Annotated in this window: 12 protein-coding genes; 4 read left to right on the top strand and 8 right to left on the bottom strand. The window is 73.8% G+C overall.

Annotated features, from left to right (window positions below; all coding sequences use genetic code 11):
* Positions 1-51 precede the first annotated feature (51 nt).
* Together KSK32_RS30280 and KSK32_RS30275 are read left to right on the top strand one after the other, a co-directional pair.
* Positions 52-999 carry a hypothetical protein gene (locus KSK32_RS30280; protein ID WP_216934959.1) on the top strand — a complete coding sequence of 316 codons (948 nt, stop codon included), beginning with the start codon at positions 52-54 and terminating at the stop codon, positions 997-999.
* Between the two features lie 33 nt (positions 1000-1032).
* A complete protein-coding gene (locus tag KSK32_RS30275; protein WP_216934958.1) occupies positions 1033-1674 on the top strand; it encodes a M23 family metallopeptidase in 642 nt (213 codons plus the stop codon).
* Between the two features lie 9 nt (positions 1675-1683).
* On the opposite strand, the gene KSK32_RS30270 is transcribed toward KSK32_RS30275, so the two are convergent.
* The 3 genes from KSK32_RS30270 to KSK32_RS30260 form a co-directional block, all read right to left on the bottom strand.
* Positions 1684-2097: a DUF4260 domain-containing protein gene (locus KSK32_RS30270; protein ID WP_216934956.1), complete on the bottom strand. Its 414-nt coding sequence runs from the start codon at positions 2095-2097 to the stop codon at positions 1684-1686.
* Positions 2098-2242: 145 nt separating this feature from the next.
* Positions 2243-3727, bottom strand: coding sequence for a class I adenylate-forming enzyme family protein (locus KSK32_RS30265; protein ID WP_216934954.1), 1485 nt, complete (start codon positions 3725-3727; stop codon positions 2243-2245).
* Between the two features lie 23 nt (positions 3728-3750).
* The gene (locus tag KSK32_RS30260) at positions 3751-4992 is read right to left on the bottom strand and encodes a hydroxymethylglutaryl-CoA synthase family protein (RefSeq protein WP_216934952.1); all 1242 of its coding nucleotides are present in this window, start codon (positions 4990-4992) and stop codon (positions 3751-3753) included.
* A gap of 126 nt (positions 4993-5118) precedes the next feature.
* Between KSK32_RS30260 and KSK32_RS30255 the strand changes: the two genes are divergently transcribed.
* Positions 5119-5658: a DUF1697 domain-containing protein gene (locus KSK32_RS30255; protein ID WP_216934950.1), complete on the top strand. Its 540-nt coding sequence runs from the start codon at positions 5119-5121 to the stop codon at positions 5656-5658.
* 11 nt (positions 5659-5669) lie between these two features.
* On the opposite strand, the gene KSK32_RS30250 is transcribed toward KSK32_RS30255, so the two are convergent.
* From KSK32_RS30250 to KSK32_RS30230, 5 genes are all read right to left on the bottom strand, one after another.
* Positions 5670-6950, bottom strand: a complete 1281-nt coding sequence (locus tag KSK32_RS30250) for a cation:proton antiporter (RefSeq protein WP_216934948.1) — start codon at positions 6948-6950, stop codon at positions 5670-5672.
* On the bottom strand, positions 6947-7708 hold the full coding sequence (locus KSK32_RS30245) for a Crp/Fnr family transcriptional regulator (protein WP_216934946.1): 762 nt from the start codon (positions 7706-7708) through the stop codon (positions 6947-6949). The genes KSK32_RS30250 and KSK32_RS30245 overlap by 4 nt, the downstream gene beginning before the upstream one ends.
* Positions 7709-8262: 554 nt before the next feature.
* Positions 8263-10524 (bottom strand): acyltransferase domain-containing protein, encoded by a 2262-nt coding sequence (locus KSK32_RS30240; RefSeq protein WP_289256429.1) that lies wholly within the window; start codon positions 10522-10524, stop codon positions 8263-8265.
* Positions 10525-10529: 5 nt separating this feature from the next.
* A complete protein-coding gene (locus KSK32_RS30235) occupies positions 10530-11288 on the bottom strand; it encodes an enoyl-CoA hydratase-related protein (protein WP_216934943.1) in 759 nt (252 codons plus the stop codon).
* A 6-nt stretch (positions 11289-11294) separates the two neighbouring features.
* Positions 11295-12173: a DUF6039 family protein gene (locus KSK32_RS30230; RefSeq protein WP_120569398.1), complete on the bottom strand. Its 879-nt coding sequence runs from the start codon at positions 12171-12173 to the stop codon at positions 11295-11297.
* 197 nt (positions 12174-12370) lie between these two features.
* On the opposite strand from KSK32_RS30230, the gene KSK32_RS30225 reads away from it, so the two are divergent.
* A complete protein-coding gene (locus KSK32_RS30225) occupies positions 12371-18358 on the top strand; it encodes an SDR family NAD(P)-dependent oxidoreductase (protein ID WP_216934941.1) in 5988 nt (1995 codons plus the stop codon).
* Positions 18359-18363: the final 5 nt, after the last annotated feature.

Genomic DNA, 18363 nt, shown 5'->3' with positions numbered 1-18363 from the left:
CGACCGACGGGCGGGCCGGACACTGTCGGAGCCCGTGGCTGTCCTTTCGCGGTGTCGTACGCCGATCTGACTTTCGCGCAGTGGAACGATCTCTCCGACGGCGCTGCCGGCCGGATCGCCCAGGACATCGCCACACGGCACGAGCTGACGGTGGTCGGCACCGGCGAGCGGGCGTACGCGGGGCGGTCGCACCGGACGGTGCTGTTCGACCGCGGCGGGATGCGGTTCGCGCTCGTACCCGGCGGCCGGCCGACGCTCGGCTACGACGCGGACCGGTTCCGGCCCCTTCCGCACCAGGCCGCCGACTACGCCGAAAGCGCCGCCGAATTCGGGCTTCCGTCGCTGACCGAGCACGTCGACGCGATGACGTCGCCCGCACGCGGCGCCGAGATGCCGGCGATGCTGGTCGCGGTGGACGCGTTCGATCCGTGCGAGATTCCGCTGGCGCCGGACGACCCCCGGGTGCGAGAGCTGGTCGCGTCGGCCGATGGGCGGTTCGGCGGGGTGCGCACCTCCGGATCGGGTGGTGACGGGCTGACCGTCGAGTTCGACCGGACCGGGCGGGTGGTGCGGGCCCGGGCGATCCGCGAGGTCTCGTACGACGAGGCGATGGCCGGGCTCGCGAGCCTCGGCCTGCGGACGGCCACCCCGGACGAGTGGGAGTGGGCGTGCGGCGCCGGTGCGGCGACGCTGTTCCGCTGGGGTGACGACTGCCCCGGCGACGGCTATCCGTACGACCACCGGACCGGCCCGCACCGGCAGGGCAACCTCTGGGGCCTGGCGATCGGGCAGGATCCCTACCGGCACGAGGCGACGACCGAGCGCACCGTCGTGTGCGGTGGCGACGGCGGCGGTGCCACCTGTGGCGGCAGCGGCTTCTTCCTGGGCTGGCTCACCCTCGCGACCGCGTTCCGCGACGAGGATTTCGGCCGGTGGTTCGCCTCCGACGACGGGTACGCCGACGAGATCCTGACCCGGCCCGTCATCGAGCTCGGCTGAGACCCGACAGCGCCACCTGTCATGCTCGAAGCGATGACCACCGAGCGTTCCCGAGGTTCCCGCCGCCCGCGCCGCCGCGCCTCGCGCGTCCTGCTGATCGTCGGCGTCCTCGCCGTGCTCGCCGCCGGCGCGGCGGTCGTGGTGCCGCTGCTGCGGCCACCCGGCCCGCGACCGGACTTCCGGCTCCCGGTGGCCTGCGGCGAGACGTGGCGGCTGTCGACCTATCCGGGGCACGACGACTACGACGTCGACTTCTTCCCGACCTCCGGGAACGCGTGGGGACGGCCGGTGCTCGCCTCCGCCGCCGGCACCGTCACGGTGGCGGGGATCAACGGCTCGCTGGGTGGCCGTACCCCGCAGGATCCGGACGGGCCGCGGGGACGCGGCGGTGGTTACTGGGTCAAGATCGACCACGGCGGCAAGTGGGAGACGCAGTACCTGCACCTGCTCGAACCGCCGTCGGTGCAGGCCGGTCAGCGGGTGGCCCGGGGGGACCAGCTCGGACGGGTGGGCAGCACCGGGAACTCCGGCGCTGCGCACCTGCACTACGAGCAGCGCCGGGGCTGGGAGAAGGTGGAGGCGTACTTCGACGGCGTACCGTCCGGGATCACGTCCGACGACCGTGAGTACTCGGTGCGGCTGACGAGCGCGAACTGCGAACCGACCCGCCCGTGACCGAAGCCGTCAGCGTTCGTCGGTGGCCGACCCGGCGCGGCGGGCCTTTCCGATCCGGCCGAGGTGGGTGTGCTCGAACCCCTGGGTGGTCTTGAGGCCGTAACCCAGGGCACGGTCGACGGCGATGTGGAACGCCCACGCGACGGCCAGGACTCCGAGCCAGTCGATCCGGTCGCCGGACGCGGCCGCCACCACTGCCACCGCGCCGAGCACCGCCGGCAGCGTGTACGAGTGCGCCACGTTGTAGCAGACGGCGCCGACGCGCGGCCCGCGCAGGTAGCCGAGCATGGACAGGTCGAAGACGAGGAAGAGGGCGAGCAGCGACCACCACGGGTACCCGGCCGCGACGGTCACGACGACGGCGAGGGCCGCGACGGCGACGGCCTCCGCGCGCTGCGCCGCGGCCGGGTCCAGCTGCGGCATCTCCCACCTCGATGTCTGTCCGTGGCCGCTGCGCAAGGCCCGATCACCCCGCTGGCCGAGGTGGTCGGAGGCAGCCGGCTCGTGCCGTCACCAGCCCCGACAGGGTACGCGGCGGAGGGCCGCTCGTCGGCGACAACCGCGACGGTCAGCCGCCGAAGCGTTGCCGCAACTGGTACTTCAGCACCTTGCCGGTGCCTCCGCGGGGCAGCGCGTCGAGGCGGTGGATGCGGGCGGGCACCTGGTGCGGTTCCAGCCGCTGCGCGAGGAACGCGGCGAGCGTCGCGTCGTCCAGGGCCGGGTCGGCCGCAACGACGGCGGCGACGACCTCGCCGTGCTCCGGGTCGGGCAGCGCGATGACTGTGGCCTCGCGTACCGAGGGGTGGTCGTAGAGCGCGGCCTCGACCTCCAGCGACGACACGAGCTTCCCGTCCGTGGTGATGACGTCGGTCATCCGGTCGAACAGGAACAGTTCGCCGTCGGCGGTGGCGCGTCCGAGGTCACGGGTACGCGTCCATCCGCCGGCGTGCACGCTGGCGTTGAGCGCCTGGTCGAGGTACAGCCGCTTGGGCGCCTCGCAGCGCAGCCACACCTCGCCGAGTTCGCCCGGCGGCAGCGGCTCGCCCTGCGGGTCGACGACGCGCATCTCGGTGCCGCGACCGGGGCGCCCCAGCCACATCGGCCGGTCCGGGTCGACGTTGCCCAGGATGATCGCCGGCACCGCCTCGGACTGCGCGTACGCGTTGGCGATGGTGGCGTTCGGCATGGCGGCGAGGAGGTCGCGGGCGATGCGCGGCGGCATGATCGCCGACGCGTTGCCGATGGTCTTGACCGAGCTGAGGTCGTAGCGGTCCTGCGGGCGGATGGCGGCGAGCCGGATCGCGGTCCACGGCGTGAGGATGAGCGTCGCGCAGCCGTGCGTGGCGAGCAGGCGGGCGATCTCCTCCGGGTCGTCGGGGGAGCACACGATCAGCGGGGACGGCGTCGTGGTGGCCAGCACCGCGACAGTCGTCGCGCTCGACGTGGTGCCCAGCGGCATCGGCGCGAGCAGCGGCGCGGGGTCGACCAGCTGCCCGAGGGCGGCGGACCCGCGCCCGTACGTCAGGTTGCCGTGCGGGTTGGTGAACGGCTTCGCCAGGCCGGTGGTGCCCGAGGTGTAGAGGATGTCGGAGATGTCCTCGGGGGTGACGCCGGTGTCGATGTCGCCGGTGTCGCCCTGGTCGAGGTCCGCGACGACCACCGACCAGCGTCCGGCGTCGTCCCGCCACGGCGGCAGCGCCGCGCCGCGGATCACGCCGGCCACCGCGCACTGGTCGAACCGGCGGCGCAGCTCCACCGCCGGCATCGTGTCGTTCACGTGTACGGCGGTGGCGCCGGCCTTGAGCACGCCGAGGTAGGCGACCGCGTAGTCGATCCAGTCGTCGCCGCCGAACAGCAGCGCCACCCGGGCGCCCCGCCCGGTGCCGCCGAGCCGGTCGAGCACCGCGCGGGCGACGGCGTTCGAGCGCCGGTCCCAGTCCCGGTAGGTGATCGCCGTCTTGCCGCGGACGTTTATCGCCTCCTGGTCGGGCATCAGGCCGGTGCGGTGCCGGAGCAGGTCGGGCACGACGACCGCGGACGTGGGCACACTCATGGGTCCTCCCTCGGATGGCGCGCTCAACTCCACCGGTACACGCGGTGGAAGTCTTCGATCCGGTCGAGCAGCAGCAGGCCCCGGCCGGCCACGTGACTGTCCAGAACGGAACGGTAGGGGGCGGTGTCCAGGACGGCGTCGCGGACACCGAAGGCACGGTCGGCGGTGTGCCGGTTCCAGTCGTCGAACTCGGCGACGGTGAGCCGGCGGCGTTCCTCGACGGCGCGGGCGAGCGGGCGGGCCGCGAGCCGGCCGGCGGCCCGCTCCGTGACGACCCCGCTGAAGAACTCGGACCCGCAGCCGGAGCCGTAGGAGAACAGGCCGATCCGGCGGGCCACTGAGAAGTCGGCGTGGTCGATCAGCGAGCAGAGCGCGAGGTAGAGCGAACCGGAGTAGAGGTTGCCGATCTGGCTCGTGTACGACAGCGACGGGGCCACCCGCGCCGCGAAGTCCCGGTCGATGTCGGCCGGCGCCATGCGCGTGGTCTTGCGCAGCAGCGTACGGTGGGCGCCCTTGACCATCCCGGCGAAGGGGATGTGGAAGACGAGGTGGTCGAACGTGGTGACGATGTCGGCGCCCTCGACGCGGTCCCGGTAGGCGGCGAAGCACCGTTCCAGACAGGTGAGATAGGCGAGCAGGGACAGGTCGGAGTTCACCACGTCGACGTCCGGGCGGGGCCGTAGCGTGTCCATCACCTCCTGGGTGTGGTACCCGCTGGCGCCCAGGTCGAGCCGCAGCACGTCGGGCGTACGGCTGACCAGCATCGCGACCGCGCCGGCCCCCTCCGACGGCTCGAAGTAGCTGCCGGCCGCCGCGACGCCGGCGATGTCGGTGGCGACCACGAGCGCCCGCGCGTCCGGTGCCGGGCTCGCGGCGATGATCGCCGCCGCGCTCTGCAGGGCGGCGGTGCCGCCATAGCAGGCGTGCTTGACCTCGAACGACCGGCAGCGCGTCGGCAGGCCGAGGAGGTCGTGGACGTAGGTGCTGATCGGCTTGCCGAAGTCCAGCCCCGACTCGGTGGCGACCACCACCAGTTCGATCGCCTCCCGCTGCTCCGGCGACAGCGCGTCGACCAGCGGCCGGGCGGCGTTGACCGCGTGGGTCACCTGGTCCTCGCACGGCAGGCTCACCGACCGGCTGCGCATCATCAGGTTCGGCAGCCGCGACGGGTCCAGGCCGCGCGCCTCGAACAGGCTGGGCACGTCGACGTACGCCCGGCCGGGATAGACGTGGAGATCCTCGATGCCGACCGCTGTGGTGATCATCCTCGGGCCTCTCCTCTTCGTGGATCCCTCACCGTCGCGGTCCCTGACGTTGTACGACCGGGGGCCGGGCGTGTCTGCTCAGAGTTGAGCGCCCGCGACCGGCCCGGCCGGTTACCATCCCGGGTCATGACGAGATACGTCGCTCTGTTGCGCGCGGTGAACATCGGTGGCGGTAGCTCGATGGTGATGACGGAGCTGAAAGAGGTCTTCGTCTCCTGCGGCTTCGACGGCGTGGCCACGTACATCCAGAGCGGCAACGTCGTGTTCGGCTGCCCCGAGACCGACGAGGCCGCGATCCTGGCCGAGATCGGCAGGGGCATCAAGCAGCGGTGGGGCCGCGACGTCCCGGTGCTGCTGCGCAGCCTGGCCGAGCTCGACGCGATGATCGCCGCCAACCCGTATCTCGACGTGCAGACGGATCACACGAAGCTGCTCGTCACGATGCTCGGCAGCGATCCCGGCGCGGACAAGCAGGCGGCGCTCGCCGCCCCGCCCGGCGAGACCGGCACGCTGACGCTGCTCGGCCGGGACGTGTTCGTGCACGTTCCCGACGGGTACGGGCGCAGCAAGCTCAGCAACGCCTTCGTGGAGAAGAAGACCGGCGTAATCGGGACGACGCGCAACTGGCGTTCGGTGCTGAAGCTGCGCGACATGGCGGCGGCCTGACCGCGTACCCGTCATCGGGGGCTCACCACTGACGGGCCGGACACGGCGCCCGAGGCGCTGTCGCCGGCGTCGGCGGCCCGCCCGAACCGGTCCGCCGACGACAGCAGCGGGCCGGTGAGAAGCGTCGTGACCAGCGCCATGATGAGCAGGGCGAGGAACAGCGGTGGGCTGAGGATGCCGGCCTGGAACGCGACCTGGAGCACGATGAGTTCGGTGAGCCCGCGCGTGTTCAGCAGGATGCCGACCCGTGTGGCCTCCGCGGGAGAGCAGCCGCCGAGCCGGCTGCCGAGATAGCCGCCGCCGATCTTTCCGACCAGGCCGAGGACGAGCACGACGACCACGAGCGACCACGGCGTGCTGGCGACCGCGCCGGTCAGCGCGGTGAGCCCGGCGCTCACGAAGAAGATCGGCAGCAGCGACCGCCCGAGCCGCGACACGGCCTCTGTCGGCGCGTCCCAGGGCTCGCCGGGCGGCACCGCCAGGCCGACCAGGATCGCGCCGAACACCGCGGTCAGCCCGAGGAGGTGGACGCCGAACCCGACCACGAGAGCCACCACGCCGAGCGCCACGGCGCTGGCGGCCGGCCACCGGCCGCACCACAGTGCCGCCCGGCCGCGGCGCAGCACCCATCGGATCCCGCCGGCCAGCAGCAACGCTCCGGCGAGGACCGCCATCGCGCGGCCGAAGGTCGCCGCATCCCCGGCGCTCAGGCCGACGGCCAGCGACAGCAGCAGCCAGCCGACGACGTCGACGACCACGGCGGCGGCCAGCGCGAGGGCCCCGGCCGCCGTCTCCGTCAGGCCCCGCTCGGTGAGCAGCCGCGCCAGCACCGGCACGGCGGTGATGGACAGCGTGACCGCGACTCCCAGCACGAAGGCCGGCATCGGCGCGTCGCCGCGTACGGCCGGGCCGGCGACGAACTGAACCCACAGCGCGACGAGCACGCCGCAGACCAGCGCCGGGACGAGCGCCCCGGCGGTCACCCAGGCCAGCCTGCGGTCGTCGCGCGCCGGCCCGACCCGCAGCTCACGCGCGAGGCCGACCAGGAAGAGCACCAGGGCGCCCTCGGCGACCAGGCGCAGGAGTGCGCGTACGTCCTCCGGCAGCACCTCCGCCAGCCCGTCGTGACCGGCGAACAGGACGAGGGCCGGGCCGACGAGGAGACCGGCGACGATCTCCCCGATCACCGGGGGCTGCCGCAACAGCCTTGCCGCGGCGCGTCCGATCCCGCCGACGAGCAGCAGCGCCACGAGCAGCACGGCTCCGTGCAGGAGGACCAGGACGGCGCTCACGCGGACAGCTCCCGGTCGCCGCGCAGCAGGCGTGCGCCGTTCACCGGCCGGATCGGGTCGGCGCCCCACCGGGCGGGCTCGTACTGTCCGCACTCCACGTAGCGGGTCAGCGCCGGCTCGTTGATCAGGAGATATCCGCCGGGCAGCTGATCCACCAGCTTCGCCGCGCGGAAGTGCTTGAGGAACAGCCCGACGCGGGACCGGGTGGTGCCGACCATGCTGGCCAGCTCCTCCTGGGTGATCTTCGCGTCGATCTGCATGCCGAGGTTGAGCCGCCGGCCCACCTTCCGGGCGAGTCGCAGCAGGGTCGCGGCCAGCCGGTGTTCGCTGTCCATGGTGACCAGTTGGGTGATGGCCTGCTGCTGGTCGAGCAGCTTGGCCATGAGGAACCGGGTGAAGTGCCAGTTGAGCTGCTCGTCGCTGCTCAGCAGGTCGAACAGCTTCGCCGAGTTGACTCTCCTGATCACGCTGTCGCGCATGGCCCGGGCGGTGTCGTGGCGCGGCCCGCCGAGCAGGCCGAGTTCGCCGAACATGTCGCCCCGCGTGTGGATCGACAGCAGGCACTGCTTGCCGTCCGCCGAGGATGCGATGGTCTTGAACTGGCCGACCTCGACGAGGTACATCCGCAGATCGTGGTCGCCGGAGTTGTACGCGGCCCCGCCTCGCGGGACGTGTGTGCGGACGGCGAAAGTCGGGTCGTCCCGGATCAGCCGATGCAGCTCGTTACGCAAACTTGTGGTGGCGCCGGCGATTCGCAAGGAGGCCTCCTGGCACCCGATGTCGTGGCTCGGGCGTGTTGTCAGGTTCCTGATCGTTCGCTGGTGAAATGCGTGACGCTATCAATCGTTGACAGTGCAGCCGCAACGTCGGCAAGTATTGTTTAGCCGGGTGTCGGCATCCTGTCTGAATTGCAATACGGCCCGTGCCGGCCGTTCGTGCGGTTGGTCGCGCTCGGCGTGCCGCACGCCCTACGATGAGGCGATCCACCCGCGTTTCCCCAGGCAGAGACGCTATTGATGGGCGGTGCCATGACGCGGCCTACGATGTCCATCTATCTGTAGTGTCTGCTTTCTTCCAGGTTCGGCACGCGTTCATCCAGTGAAGCAAATGCATGCAAAAGGCCTTTCGGGGGTGCGGGCGGGGGGTGCACATACCGCTTGATTGAGCGGTGTTAATGCCCGCCGCCATCGTAACTAATTGGGTGGCAGGTGTCTACGCAGAGCAATGACCAGGAATTTTGCCACCTCGGTTCGGTTCGTAGGGGGTGATTGTCAGCGGAATGGGAGTCGGCTGGCCTTTCAAATGATTTAGGTCAAATTGCCTCGCCGAGCAGCCGTTCGGTGACCAGCTCGGCGTGCCGGGCCCGCCAGCCGGCCAGCGGCTCCGCCGAGACCAGCCGGTTGAACGCCCCGACGTCGGTGGAGGCCGGCACCCGGTAGTTCAGCCGCTGACCCGGCGTGCCGCGCAGGGCCGCAGCGGTGGCCTCCCGGCAGTACGCGGCGCAGACCGACGCGAGCACGCGCCGGTCGTCCCGCCCCGCGACGCCGAGATCGGCGCGCACCTCGTCCAGCGGGCGGCCGAAGTGCGTCCGCTCCAACTCGGCGAGCCGCCGCGGACCGACGTCGGCCAGCCGGTCGTAGCGCAGGAACATCCGGTACAGCTCCTCGGCACGAGCGGCGAACAACGTGCCCCGGTGCGCCACCGGAGACCGCGCGCCGAGCTCGAACAGGTCCGGATCGGGCGCCTCACGGACGTCGGTCACGTCGAGCGCGGCGAGCAGATCCTTCGCCGCGTCCGAAGTGGCCGCCTCGGCGGTGCACTGGTTCACCGTCGTCGTGACGACGAAGTCGGCCCCGAGCGCGAAGGCGGCGGCGACGGCCGCCGGGGTGCCGACCCCGGCCACCCCGATCCGCGCCCCCGGCGCCTCCCGGTCGCGCAGAGCCACCAGGGCCGGCACCAGCGCGTGCGCGTCCCGCTCCACGGCCACGTCGGTGGCGACCGGCCCCCGTGCCGCCGCGCCCGCCGACGCGCCGTCCAGGTGCCCGGCGGCGGCCAGCGCCCGTACCGTCGCCGGGTCGGCGGGGCGCAGGAACCGGACCGCCGTGGCCAGGTCCGGGGCGCGGACCAGGAGCTGCCGGGGACCGTCGCCGTGCCGGAACCGCACGAGTTGCGGCGACACCACGGCGAGCGGACCGGTGACCTCCACATGGCGGACGTCGTGGGCGAGGTACAGGTCGCACAGCGTCCGCTCGTCACCCCCGGACGGCCAGGCCATGCCGTACCGGCGGACGCCGCGCAGCTCGGCCAGCGCGGCCCGGATCTCCGGCGGCGCCAAGCCCTGCGCGCCGAAGAAGCCGAGCAGCCCGGCCTCCGACAGCCGTCGCAGGAACGCCGGCGACGTGACGCCGAACGGCGACGACCCGGCCAGGCAGGCGTACCGGATGCCGTAGTCGGACCGCAGCCCGGACGAGCCCGCCGGACGCGGACGCGACGCGGCAGCCGGCGGCGGCCCGGAAGCGGGACCGGGCGCCACCGGCACGGACGGCGCAGCCACCGGAGGCGCGGCCGGGGCAGCCGGCGCCGGCGGGGCGACCGGCATGGCCGGCACGGCCGGCGCGGGCGGTGTGACCGGGTTGGACGGTGCGGACGGGGCTGGTGGTGCGACCGGTGTGGACGGTGCGGACGGCGGGACGGGCGCGGGCGGGGCGAGCGGCCCGCCGGGGGCGGGCGGCGGCAGGCTCCCGGCGGCCCGGCGCCACATCTTGGTCAGCACCTCACCGGGACCGACCTCGACCGGCTCGGTCACCCCCGACCGGGCCAGCAGGCACATCGTGTCCCACCACCGGACCGGCTCGACGAAGTGCCGCAGCAGCGTGGCCGGGATCTCGCCCGGGACATGAGGCGACCCGGTCACGTTGCTCACCACCGGGATCGACGGCGGGCCCGGCGCGGCGTCGCGCAGGGCCACCGCGAACGCCTCCGCGGCGCCGGCCATGAACCGCGAGTGCGCCGGCACGCTGACCGCCAGCGGCACGCACCGGCCGGTGCCGTGCCGCCGCACGGCGCCGACCACCGCGCGGACGCCCGCCGCGCTGCCGGCCAGCACGAACTGGTCGGGCAGGTTGTGGTTGGCGAGGTCGACGTCCGGGATCTCGGCCAGCAGCTCCGTCACCCGCGACAGCGGCAGGCCGAGCACCGCCACCATGCCACCGCCGGTCACGCTCTCCATCAGTCGCCCGCGGCGCACGACCAGGCTCAGCGCGCTGTCGAAGTCCAGACATCCGGCGAGATGCAGCGCGGCGTACTCACCGAGGCTGTGCCCGGCCACCACCTCGGGTGGCGGACGGCCGTCCGCCAGCGCGGCCCGGGCGGCCAGCACGCTGACCAGGAACACGGCGGGCTGTACGTACCGCGTGCGGCCGAGGTACTCGCCCCGGGTGTCCCGGCACAACTGCGCCGGAGGCACGCCGATGATCCGCTCGGCGGAGGCGCACTCGGCGGGGAAACGGTCCAGGAGACCCTCGCCCATGCCGGGGTGCTGCGAGCCCTGCCCCGGGAAGACCCACGCGCGCACGGCGATCACCGTTCCCAGGGGTAGCGGCCGTGCGCGACGAACTCCGTGATCCGCTGCCGCACCGCGGGCGCCGACATCAGCCGGCCGAACTCGGTCACCGCGTGCTCGCGCAGCCGGTCGTCGACGCCGGAGAACGCCCGGAAGTACCGCTTGGCGTCGCCGACGACCACGGGGTCGAGGCGGTTGAGGCGGAACAGCAGCTGCCGCAGCACCGTCTCGGGACGCTCGGCGACCTCGTCGACCAGATGGATCCGGTACGCCTCGGCCGCGGCGATCGTCTGCGTGCTCAACGTCGCGGCGTACGCCTTCTGAAACCCGACCCGCCGCACCAGGAACGGCAGCACGCAGCAGGGCAGCAACCCCCACAGCGCCTCCGGCAGCGCGAACGTGCTGCGGGCGGTGGCGTGCACGAAGTCGCTGGCGGCGACCAGCCCGACACCACCGCCGGCGACCTGCCCGTCCACCTGGGCCACCACCACCCGCGGCACCGTGGTGAAGCGTTCCAGCAGGGCGAAGAACGCCGCCCCGCCGTCGGAGGCGCCACCGTCGCCGGCGGCGCTCCGGAAGTCCATGCCGGTGCTGAACACGCCGTCCCGCCCGGCCAGGACCACCGCCCGGCAGTCGGCGTCGCCCTCGGCCTCGTCGAGCGCCGTGTGCAGCTCGCGCAGCGTCTCGTCGTCGATGCCGTTGCGCCGCTCCGGCCGGGCCAGCGTGACGCGCAACAGTCCGGGCTCACGCCGGAGCTCGATCGTGCGGTACGCCATCGGTGCTCAGGCCGCGCCGCTCGGCACCTGCGGCAGCAGCAGCGTGTCGCGGATGCTGCCCTCGATGAACAGCCGGTCCCAGGTGCCGCCGCCCTTGGACTCGTGCAGCCGGCGCCGGCCGAACACCTCGGTGGCCATCTCCTTGCTCCGCTCCAGCTCGGCCAGCTCGTGGTAGTCGTCGACGCTGCGCAGGTGGATCAGCTGGAACAGGTGGTCCTGCTGGCCCCAGGTCTGCTCGTACAGCGTCGCGGTGACCCGGCCGGCGAGCCGCTCGTTGACGAAGTGCTGCCAGTGGGCCGCGTACATCCGGCCCTCCTCGCGGAACTCGTACTTGACGTCCGAGGTCCGCATGACGATCGCGCCGGCCGTCGCCGAGTTGATCTGCTGCTCCGGCGGCTGGTTGAGCTGGGACGAGGCGGGCGGCACGAAGGTCGCCGGCTCCGCGTCGTCGCCGTCGTGGTCCATCCCGTGCTGCGGTACGAGCACGTCCTCGTGCAGGCTGCGGTGGACGAAGATGCGGTCCCAGTTGCCGCCGCCCTTGTGCGGCAGCCGGTCCTCGTCGGAGATCCGGCGGAACTCCAGGTCGTGGTCGACCATGTTGAGCAGGATCCGGTAGTCCTGCGGGGACTTCAGGTGGATGAACCAGTGCATCCGGTCCCGGCCGCCGAACACCTCCTCGAAGGCGAACGACGTCGCCACGCCCTCCTGCGAGGTGTTGATGTACTGCAGCAGGTCCACGCTGAACTGGCGCCCCTCGGCGGCGAACCCGTAGGCCATCTGGCCGACCCGGTGCAGGATGAAGCCGGAGTTGAGCGTGTGCAGCACCCGCTCCAGCGGCAGCGACGATTGGTTCAGCGCGCGGTACGGCTCGACCGTCGTGGTCATCGGTTCGCTCCTCAGGTGAGATCGCCGGTTCGGCCCGTTTCTACGGGGACGGCCGACGGCGTGTCTGCTCACGGTTGAGCGGGCGCCGGAAGCAACCGGCCTGCTCAACGTTGAGCAGGCGAAGCCGGGACGACTGCCTAGCGTGATGACTCGGCCGGGCCCCTCGGCCGTCGACCCTTCCCAGGCGGGCAGGTGCCGTGACGCAACAGACCGATCCAGCCCACGCCGTCGTCCTCTCCGCCGCCGATCCGGAGCGGCTACGCCGGTCCGCGTACCGGCTGCGCGAGCACGTCTCCACCGCGGACCCGGCGCTCGACCTCGCCGACGTGGCGTACACCACGCAGGTCGGCCGGATGCCGCTGCCGCACCGGCTCGCCGTGCGGTGCGCGAGCGTCGCGGACCTGGTCGGCGGACTCGACGCCTACCTGCGCGGCGAGGCCCGCGACGGGGTGCTGCACGGCGTCGCCGGTGCGCCGTTCGCGCCGGCCGCCGCACCGACCGACGCCGACGCCGCCGCGGACTGGGTCGGCGGCGGCCTGGTCGACTGGCGGCGGTACTGGCCGCAGCCCCGCCCGCGGGTGCCGCTGCCCGGCTACCCCTTCGGTGCGGCGCCGCCGGCCCCACCCGCCGCCCGGCCGCGCGATGAGGCCGGGTCGCTGCGGGCCTACCTGGTCGAGGTGTACGCCGAGGTGTCCGGCCTGCCCGCCGAGTCCGTCGACCCGCACCTGCCGCTGACCGAGCTGGGTCTGTCGTCGTTCCTCGTCACGCGGCTGACCGCCCGGCTGGAGAGCGACCTGGGCGAACGGTCACGGACGCTGTTCTTCGAGCACGCCACCCTCGCCGAGGTCGCCGCGGCGCTGGCGGCGGCCGGCCGCACGGCACCCGCCCGCGTGGCTCCCGCCGAGCCCGCCGAACCCTTCGCACCTGCCGAGTCCGCCGCACCTCCCGGCCCGGCCGTCGTGTCCGCTCCGGCCGTCGCCGTGGAGCGGGAGCCGGGGGAGGAGCGCGCGACGGAGATCGCGGTGATCGGTGTCGCGGGACGCTACCCGCGCTCGCCCGACCTCGACGCGTTCTGGGACAACCTCGCCGGTGGCCGCGACTGCGTCACCCCCCACCCGCCGGAACGGGCGCGACCGGGATGGCCGACCCACCTCATGGACGGCGGATACCTCGACGACGTCGACCGGTTCGACCCGCTGCTGTTCGGCATCACCCCCCGCGACGCCGCCCTGATGGACCCGCAGGAACGGTTGTTCCTCGAAGTGACCTGGGCCGCGCTGGAGAGCGCCGGATACACCCGCGCCCGGCTCCGGGAGCGGCACCACTCCTCGGTCGCCGTGTACGCGGGCGCGATGTGGAACGAGTACCCGCTGTTCGGGGCGGAGCGCACGCTGCGCGGCGTCCCGCAGGACTCCGGCGCGACGCTCGGCGGCATCGCCAACCGGGTGTCGTACTGCTTCGACCTGCACGGCCCGAGCCTCACCGTGGACACGATGTGCTCCTCCGCGCTCGTCGCGCTCGACCTCGCGGTGCAGAGCCTCCGTCGCGGCGAGGCCGAACTGGCGGTCGCGGGCGCCGTGAGCCTGTCGCTGCACCCGAACAAGTTCATCCAGCAGCACCGGATGAAGCTCACCGCGAGCGACAGGCGCAGCCGGACCTTCGGCGCCGGTGGCGACGGGTTCGTACCGGCCGAGGGGGTCGGCGCGCTGATCCTCAAGCCGCTGCGGCGGGCGCTCGACGACGGCGACCCGGTGCACGCCGTGATCCGCGGCACCGCCGTCGTCCACGCCGGACGGACGAACGGCTACATCGTGCCCAGCCCGGTCGCCCAGGCCGACGTGGTACGGCGGGCGCTGCGCGACGCCCGCACCGGACCCGCCGAGATCGGCTACGTGGAGGCGCACGGCGCCGGCACGGCGCTCGGCGACCCGGTCGAGATCGACGGCCTGACCCGGGCCTACCGGGACGCGGCCGGGACCGACCTGCCGCCCGGCAGCATCCCGATCGGCTCGGTGAAGTCGACGATCGGGCACACCGAGGCCGCCGCCGGACTCGCCGGTCTCACCAAGGTCCTCCTGCAACTGCGGCACGGCGTGCTCGCGCCGTCGCTGCACGCCGACGAACTCAATCCGAACATCCCCTGGGACGCCGTGCCGTTCCGGGTGCAGCGGCAGCGGGCCGAGTGGACCGGTCCCCGGGTCGCGGGCGTCAGCTCGTTCGGCGCCGGAGGGACCATCGCCCACGCGGTCGTCGCCGCGCCACCCGTCCGTACCCGGCCGCCCGCGCCGCCCGGGCCGCAGCTCGTCGTCCTGTCCGCCTACGACGAGGACCGCCTGGACGAGGTGGTGCGGCGGCTCGTCGCGTACCTGCGCCGGGATCGCGGACCGAGCACGGCGGACCTCGTCGCGGCGGTCCGGCGGATCGCGGCCGGGGAGCACTCCGGCTCGGCCGCCGACCACGCCGCCGCGCTGCTGGCGCACGACGGGCCGGCGCTCGCCGACATCGCCTACACGCTCCAGGTCGGCCGGGAGCCGCTGCGGCAGCGGCTGGCGGTCGTGGCCGAGGACGTCGCGACGTTGTGTGAACGCCTCACCGCCTACCGCACCGACCCCGCCGTGCTGCGCGGCCGCGCCCCCGCCGCGCCGGACCCGGACGCCGCGCCGCCGGCCGGCGCGAGCCTGACCGACCTCGCCCGGCACTGGGTGACCGGCGGAGCCGTCGACTGGGCCGCGCTCCACGAGCCGGGCCGGACGGTCGTGGACCTGCCGGCGTACCCGTTCGCCCGCATGCGGTGCTGGGTGCCCGAGGACACACCGGCCGGTGCCGGGCCGTCCGGCACGCAGGCGCCGATCGTCGAGCCGACGACGACGCCGCCCGCCGAGGTGCCGCTCTACGTCAAGGGGTGGGAGCCGGACCCCGATCCCGGACCGGCCGCGTCGCCGGTGGCCGGGGTGATGCTGTGCGTCGGCGGCAGTCCCGATCTCGTCGCCCGCCTCGGTGGCCAGGCCGTGCACGACGTGGCGGACCTCGGCGCCGTGCTGTCCCGCGTGCCCGGCGTCGGCGGGCTGGTCGGCCTGCCCGGCGGGCCCGGCTGGGAGACCCGGGTACGGATCGTGCAGCGGCTGCTGGCCGAGCGTCCCACCACGCCGTTGCGGATCCTGGAGACGAACGTCGGCGACGTCCGCACGGCCGGCTTCGTCAAGGTCCTCGGCGCCGAGTACGCCCGCGTCACCGCCACCGTGCTGCACACCGACCGGCCCGGCGACGACACCGACCTCGCCGCCCGGATCCTGACCGAATGGGTACGGGCCGACGCCTACGGCGAGGTCCGGTACGCCGGCGGCCGGCGGCACCGGCCGCGCCTGGACCTCGTACCGGCGCCCCATACGCCGCTGCGGTGCGACCCGGACGCGGCCTACCTGGTGACCGGCGGCACCCGGGGCGTCGGCGCGCTCGTCGCCCGGCACCTGGCCGGTCACGGCGCCCGGTCGATCGCCCTGGTCGGCGTCCACGCGGACACCGGCGTCGCGGACGACCTGCGCGCCCGTGGCGTGCGCGTGCTCCAGCACGCCGGCGGGTTCCCCGGCGTCGAGGAGTTCCTGCGGCAGGTACGCGCCGAACTCGGCCCGCTGCGGGGCGTGGTGCACTGCGCCGGTGTGGAGAGCCGGGGCAACCCGGCGTTCCTGCACAAGGACCTGGCGGACGTCCGCGCGGTGCTGGCGCCCAAACTGGACGGCTTCGAGACCCTTGTGCCGCTGTGCGCCGCCGACCCGCTCGACTTCTTCCTGGTGTTCTCCTCGGTGTGCGCCACGGTGACCGGGCTGGCCGCCGGGGTCTCCGACTACGCCGCCGCCAACATCGCCGTCGACGAGCTGGTCCGCGCGCGGATCGCCGCCGGCCGTACGGAGTTCCGCTCGGTGGACTGGCCGCAGTGGGCACAGACCGGCTCCACGAGCGGACGCCCCAACCCGTGCGCGCCGGCCGGTCTCGCCCCGCTGGACGACGCCGCCGGACTACGCGTCGTCGACCGCGTGCTCGCCCTGCCGGCCGGTGCGGTGGTGCTGCCGTGCCCGCCGCTCGGCGACGCCCCCGACCCAGACGGCCTGCTGCGGCTGCGCCCGCGCCGTCCGGCACCGGCGTCACCCACTGCCGCGACAGGCGCTCCGCCTGCCGGTATTCCCGCCCCGGGCTCGGCCCCGGCCATGTCCTCGATCCCAGCCTCGTCCTCGGCGCAGGCCCCGTCCTCGACCTCGGCCCCGGCCTCAGCCCCGCCGTCGGCCCTGGCTAACGGCGCGGCACCAGGGTCGGCTCTGGCCCCGGTCACGGCGTCGGCCCTGACTACGGACACTGCCTCGGCCGTGGTGGCGTCGGGCCGGCCGGTGGCCCCGCCGGGGTGGCTCGTGGGGATCTTCTCGGCGGCGCTGGGCATCCCCGAGCGCGACCTCGACCCGACCGTCGAGTTCGGCGACCTGGGCGTGGACTCGGTGCTGCTCGGCGAGCTGCTGGTCCGCATCGAGGAGCGGCTCGGCACCCATCTCGACCCGGCGACGCTGCTGCTGCATCCCACGTTGGAGCGCCTCACCGCCCACCTCGGCGTGCGGGCCGCGACTCCCGAGCCCGAGCCGCCGGATGCGCCCGAGGCGGTGAACGCGCCCGAGCCGGTGACGGCACCCGTACCCGTGACTGCGCCCGTACCCGCTGACGAGCCTGTGCCGACGGCGGCGCGGGCCGCGGCGGTGGCCGCGGGCGACGGGACGCGGCCGGACCTGGACGGACGGGTGGCCGTGATCGGCATGGCCTGCCGGTTCCCGGGGGCGACCGACGTCGCGACGCTGTGGGACAACCTGCTGCACGGACGCTGCGCGGTCACCGAGGTGCCGGCCGAGCGCTGGGACCACCGCCGCTGGTACTCGCCGGAGCCCGGCCTCGGACGGTCGATCAGCAAGTGGGGCGGCTTCGTCGAGGGCATCGAGTGGTTCGACCCCGGCTACTTCGACATGGGCGACGACGAGGCCCGCTGCCTGGACCCGGCGATCCGGATGTTCCTGGAGGGCACCGCGGAGTGCCTGGCGGAGGCCGGGTACGCCCCGGACGAGCTGCGCGGCCGGCGCGTCGCCGTCGTGGCCGGGGCGCGGCTGTCCGACTACGGCCGGCGCGTACCCATCCGCACCGACGTCCTGCGCTCCGACCAGAACTTCATCGCCGCCCGCGTCGCACACCACTTCGACCTGCGCGGCCCGAACCTGGTCGTGGACAGCGCCTGCTCGTCGTCGCTCGTCGCGGTGCAGGTCGCCTGCCGCAGCCTGCTCGCGGGGGAGTCGGAGCTGGCAGTCGTCGGCGGCGTCGAGGTGTTGCTGGACCCGGAGACGTACCTCGACCTGAGCGCCGCCCGGGCACTGTCCCCGACCGGTCGGTGCTGGACGTTCGACGAACGCGCCGACGGCTTCGTGCCCGGCGAGGGCTGCGGTGTGGTGCTGCTCAAACCGCTGGCGGCCGCGCTCGCCGACGGCGACCGCGTCCACGCCGTGATCGACGGCGTGGCGGTGAACAACGACGGGCACACCATGGGCGTCACCACCCCCAGCCCGGCCGCCCAGGCCGACGTGGTCCGGCAGGCGCTGGCCGCCGCCGGCCGGTGCCCCGCCGACATCACGATGCTGGAGGCGCACGGCACCGGCACGCTCATCGGCGACCCGATCGAGCTGCGTGCCCTCAACGACGTCTTCGGCGACCGGCCCGGCGGCCGGATCGAGATCGGCAGCGTGAAGTCGAACCTGGGCCATCTGCTCAGCGCCGCCGGGATGGCCGGGCTGTTCAAGGTGGCGCTCGCCCTGGAACACGGCACGATCCCGCCGACCCTGTTCTGCGAGACCCCGAACCCGCGGTTCGACTTCGACCGCTCGCCGCTGCACCCCACCACGGAACCGGTCGGCTGGCCCGCCGGATCCGAACGCGTCGCCGGCGTCAGCTCGTTCGGCCTCGGCGGCACCAACGCCCACCTCGTGCTCAGTGGCGCGCCGCCGGGGCCGGTCCGCCGGGCGCCGCTGCCCCGGCCGGTGTTCCGGCGCCGCCGGCTGTGGCTCGACGGCGACGGCGCGGCCGGGGCGCCACCCCCGGCCCGGACGGACCCGGGCGAGCCGCTCACGGCGTCCCTGCTGCGGCTGCAACTCGTCACCACCGACTGACCGGA

It is taken from the genome of Micromonospora sp. WMMB482 (genome assembly GCF_019038635.1).
Taxonomy (GTDB): domain Bacteria; phylum Actinomycetota; class Actinomycetes; order Mycobacteriales; family Micromonosporaceae; genus Micromonospora; species Micromonospora marina.
This window is presented reverse-complemented; position numbering and strand designations above follow the sequence as displayed.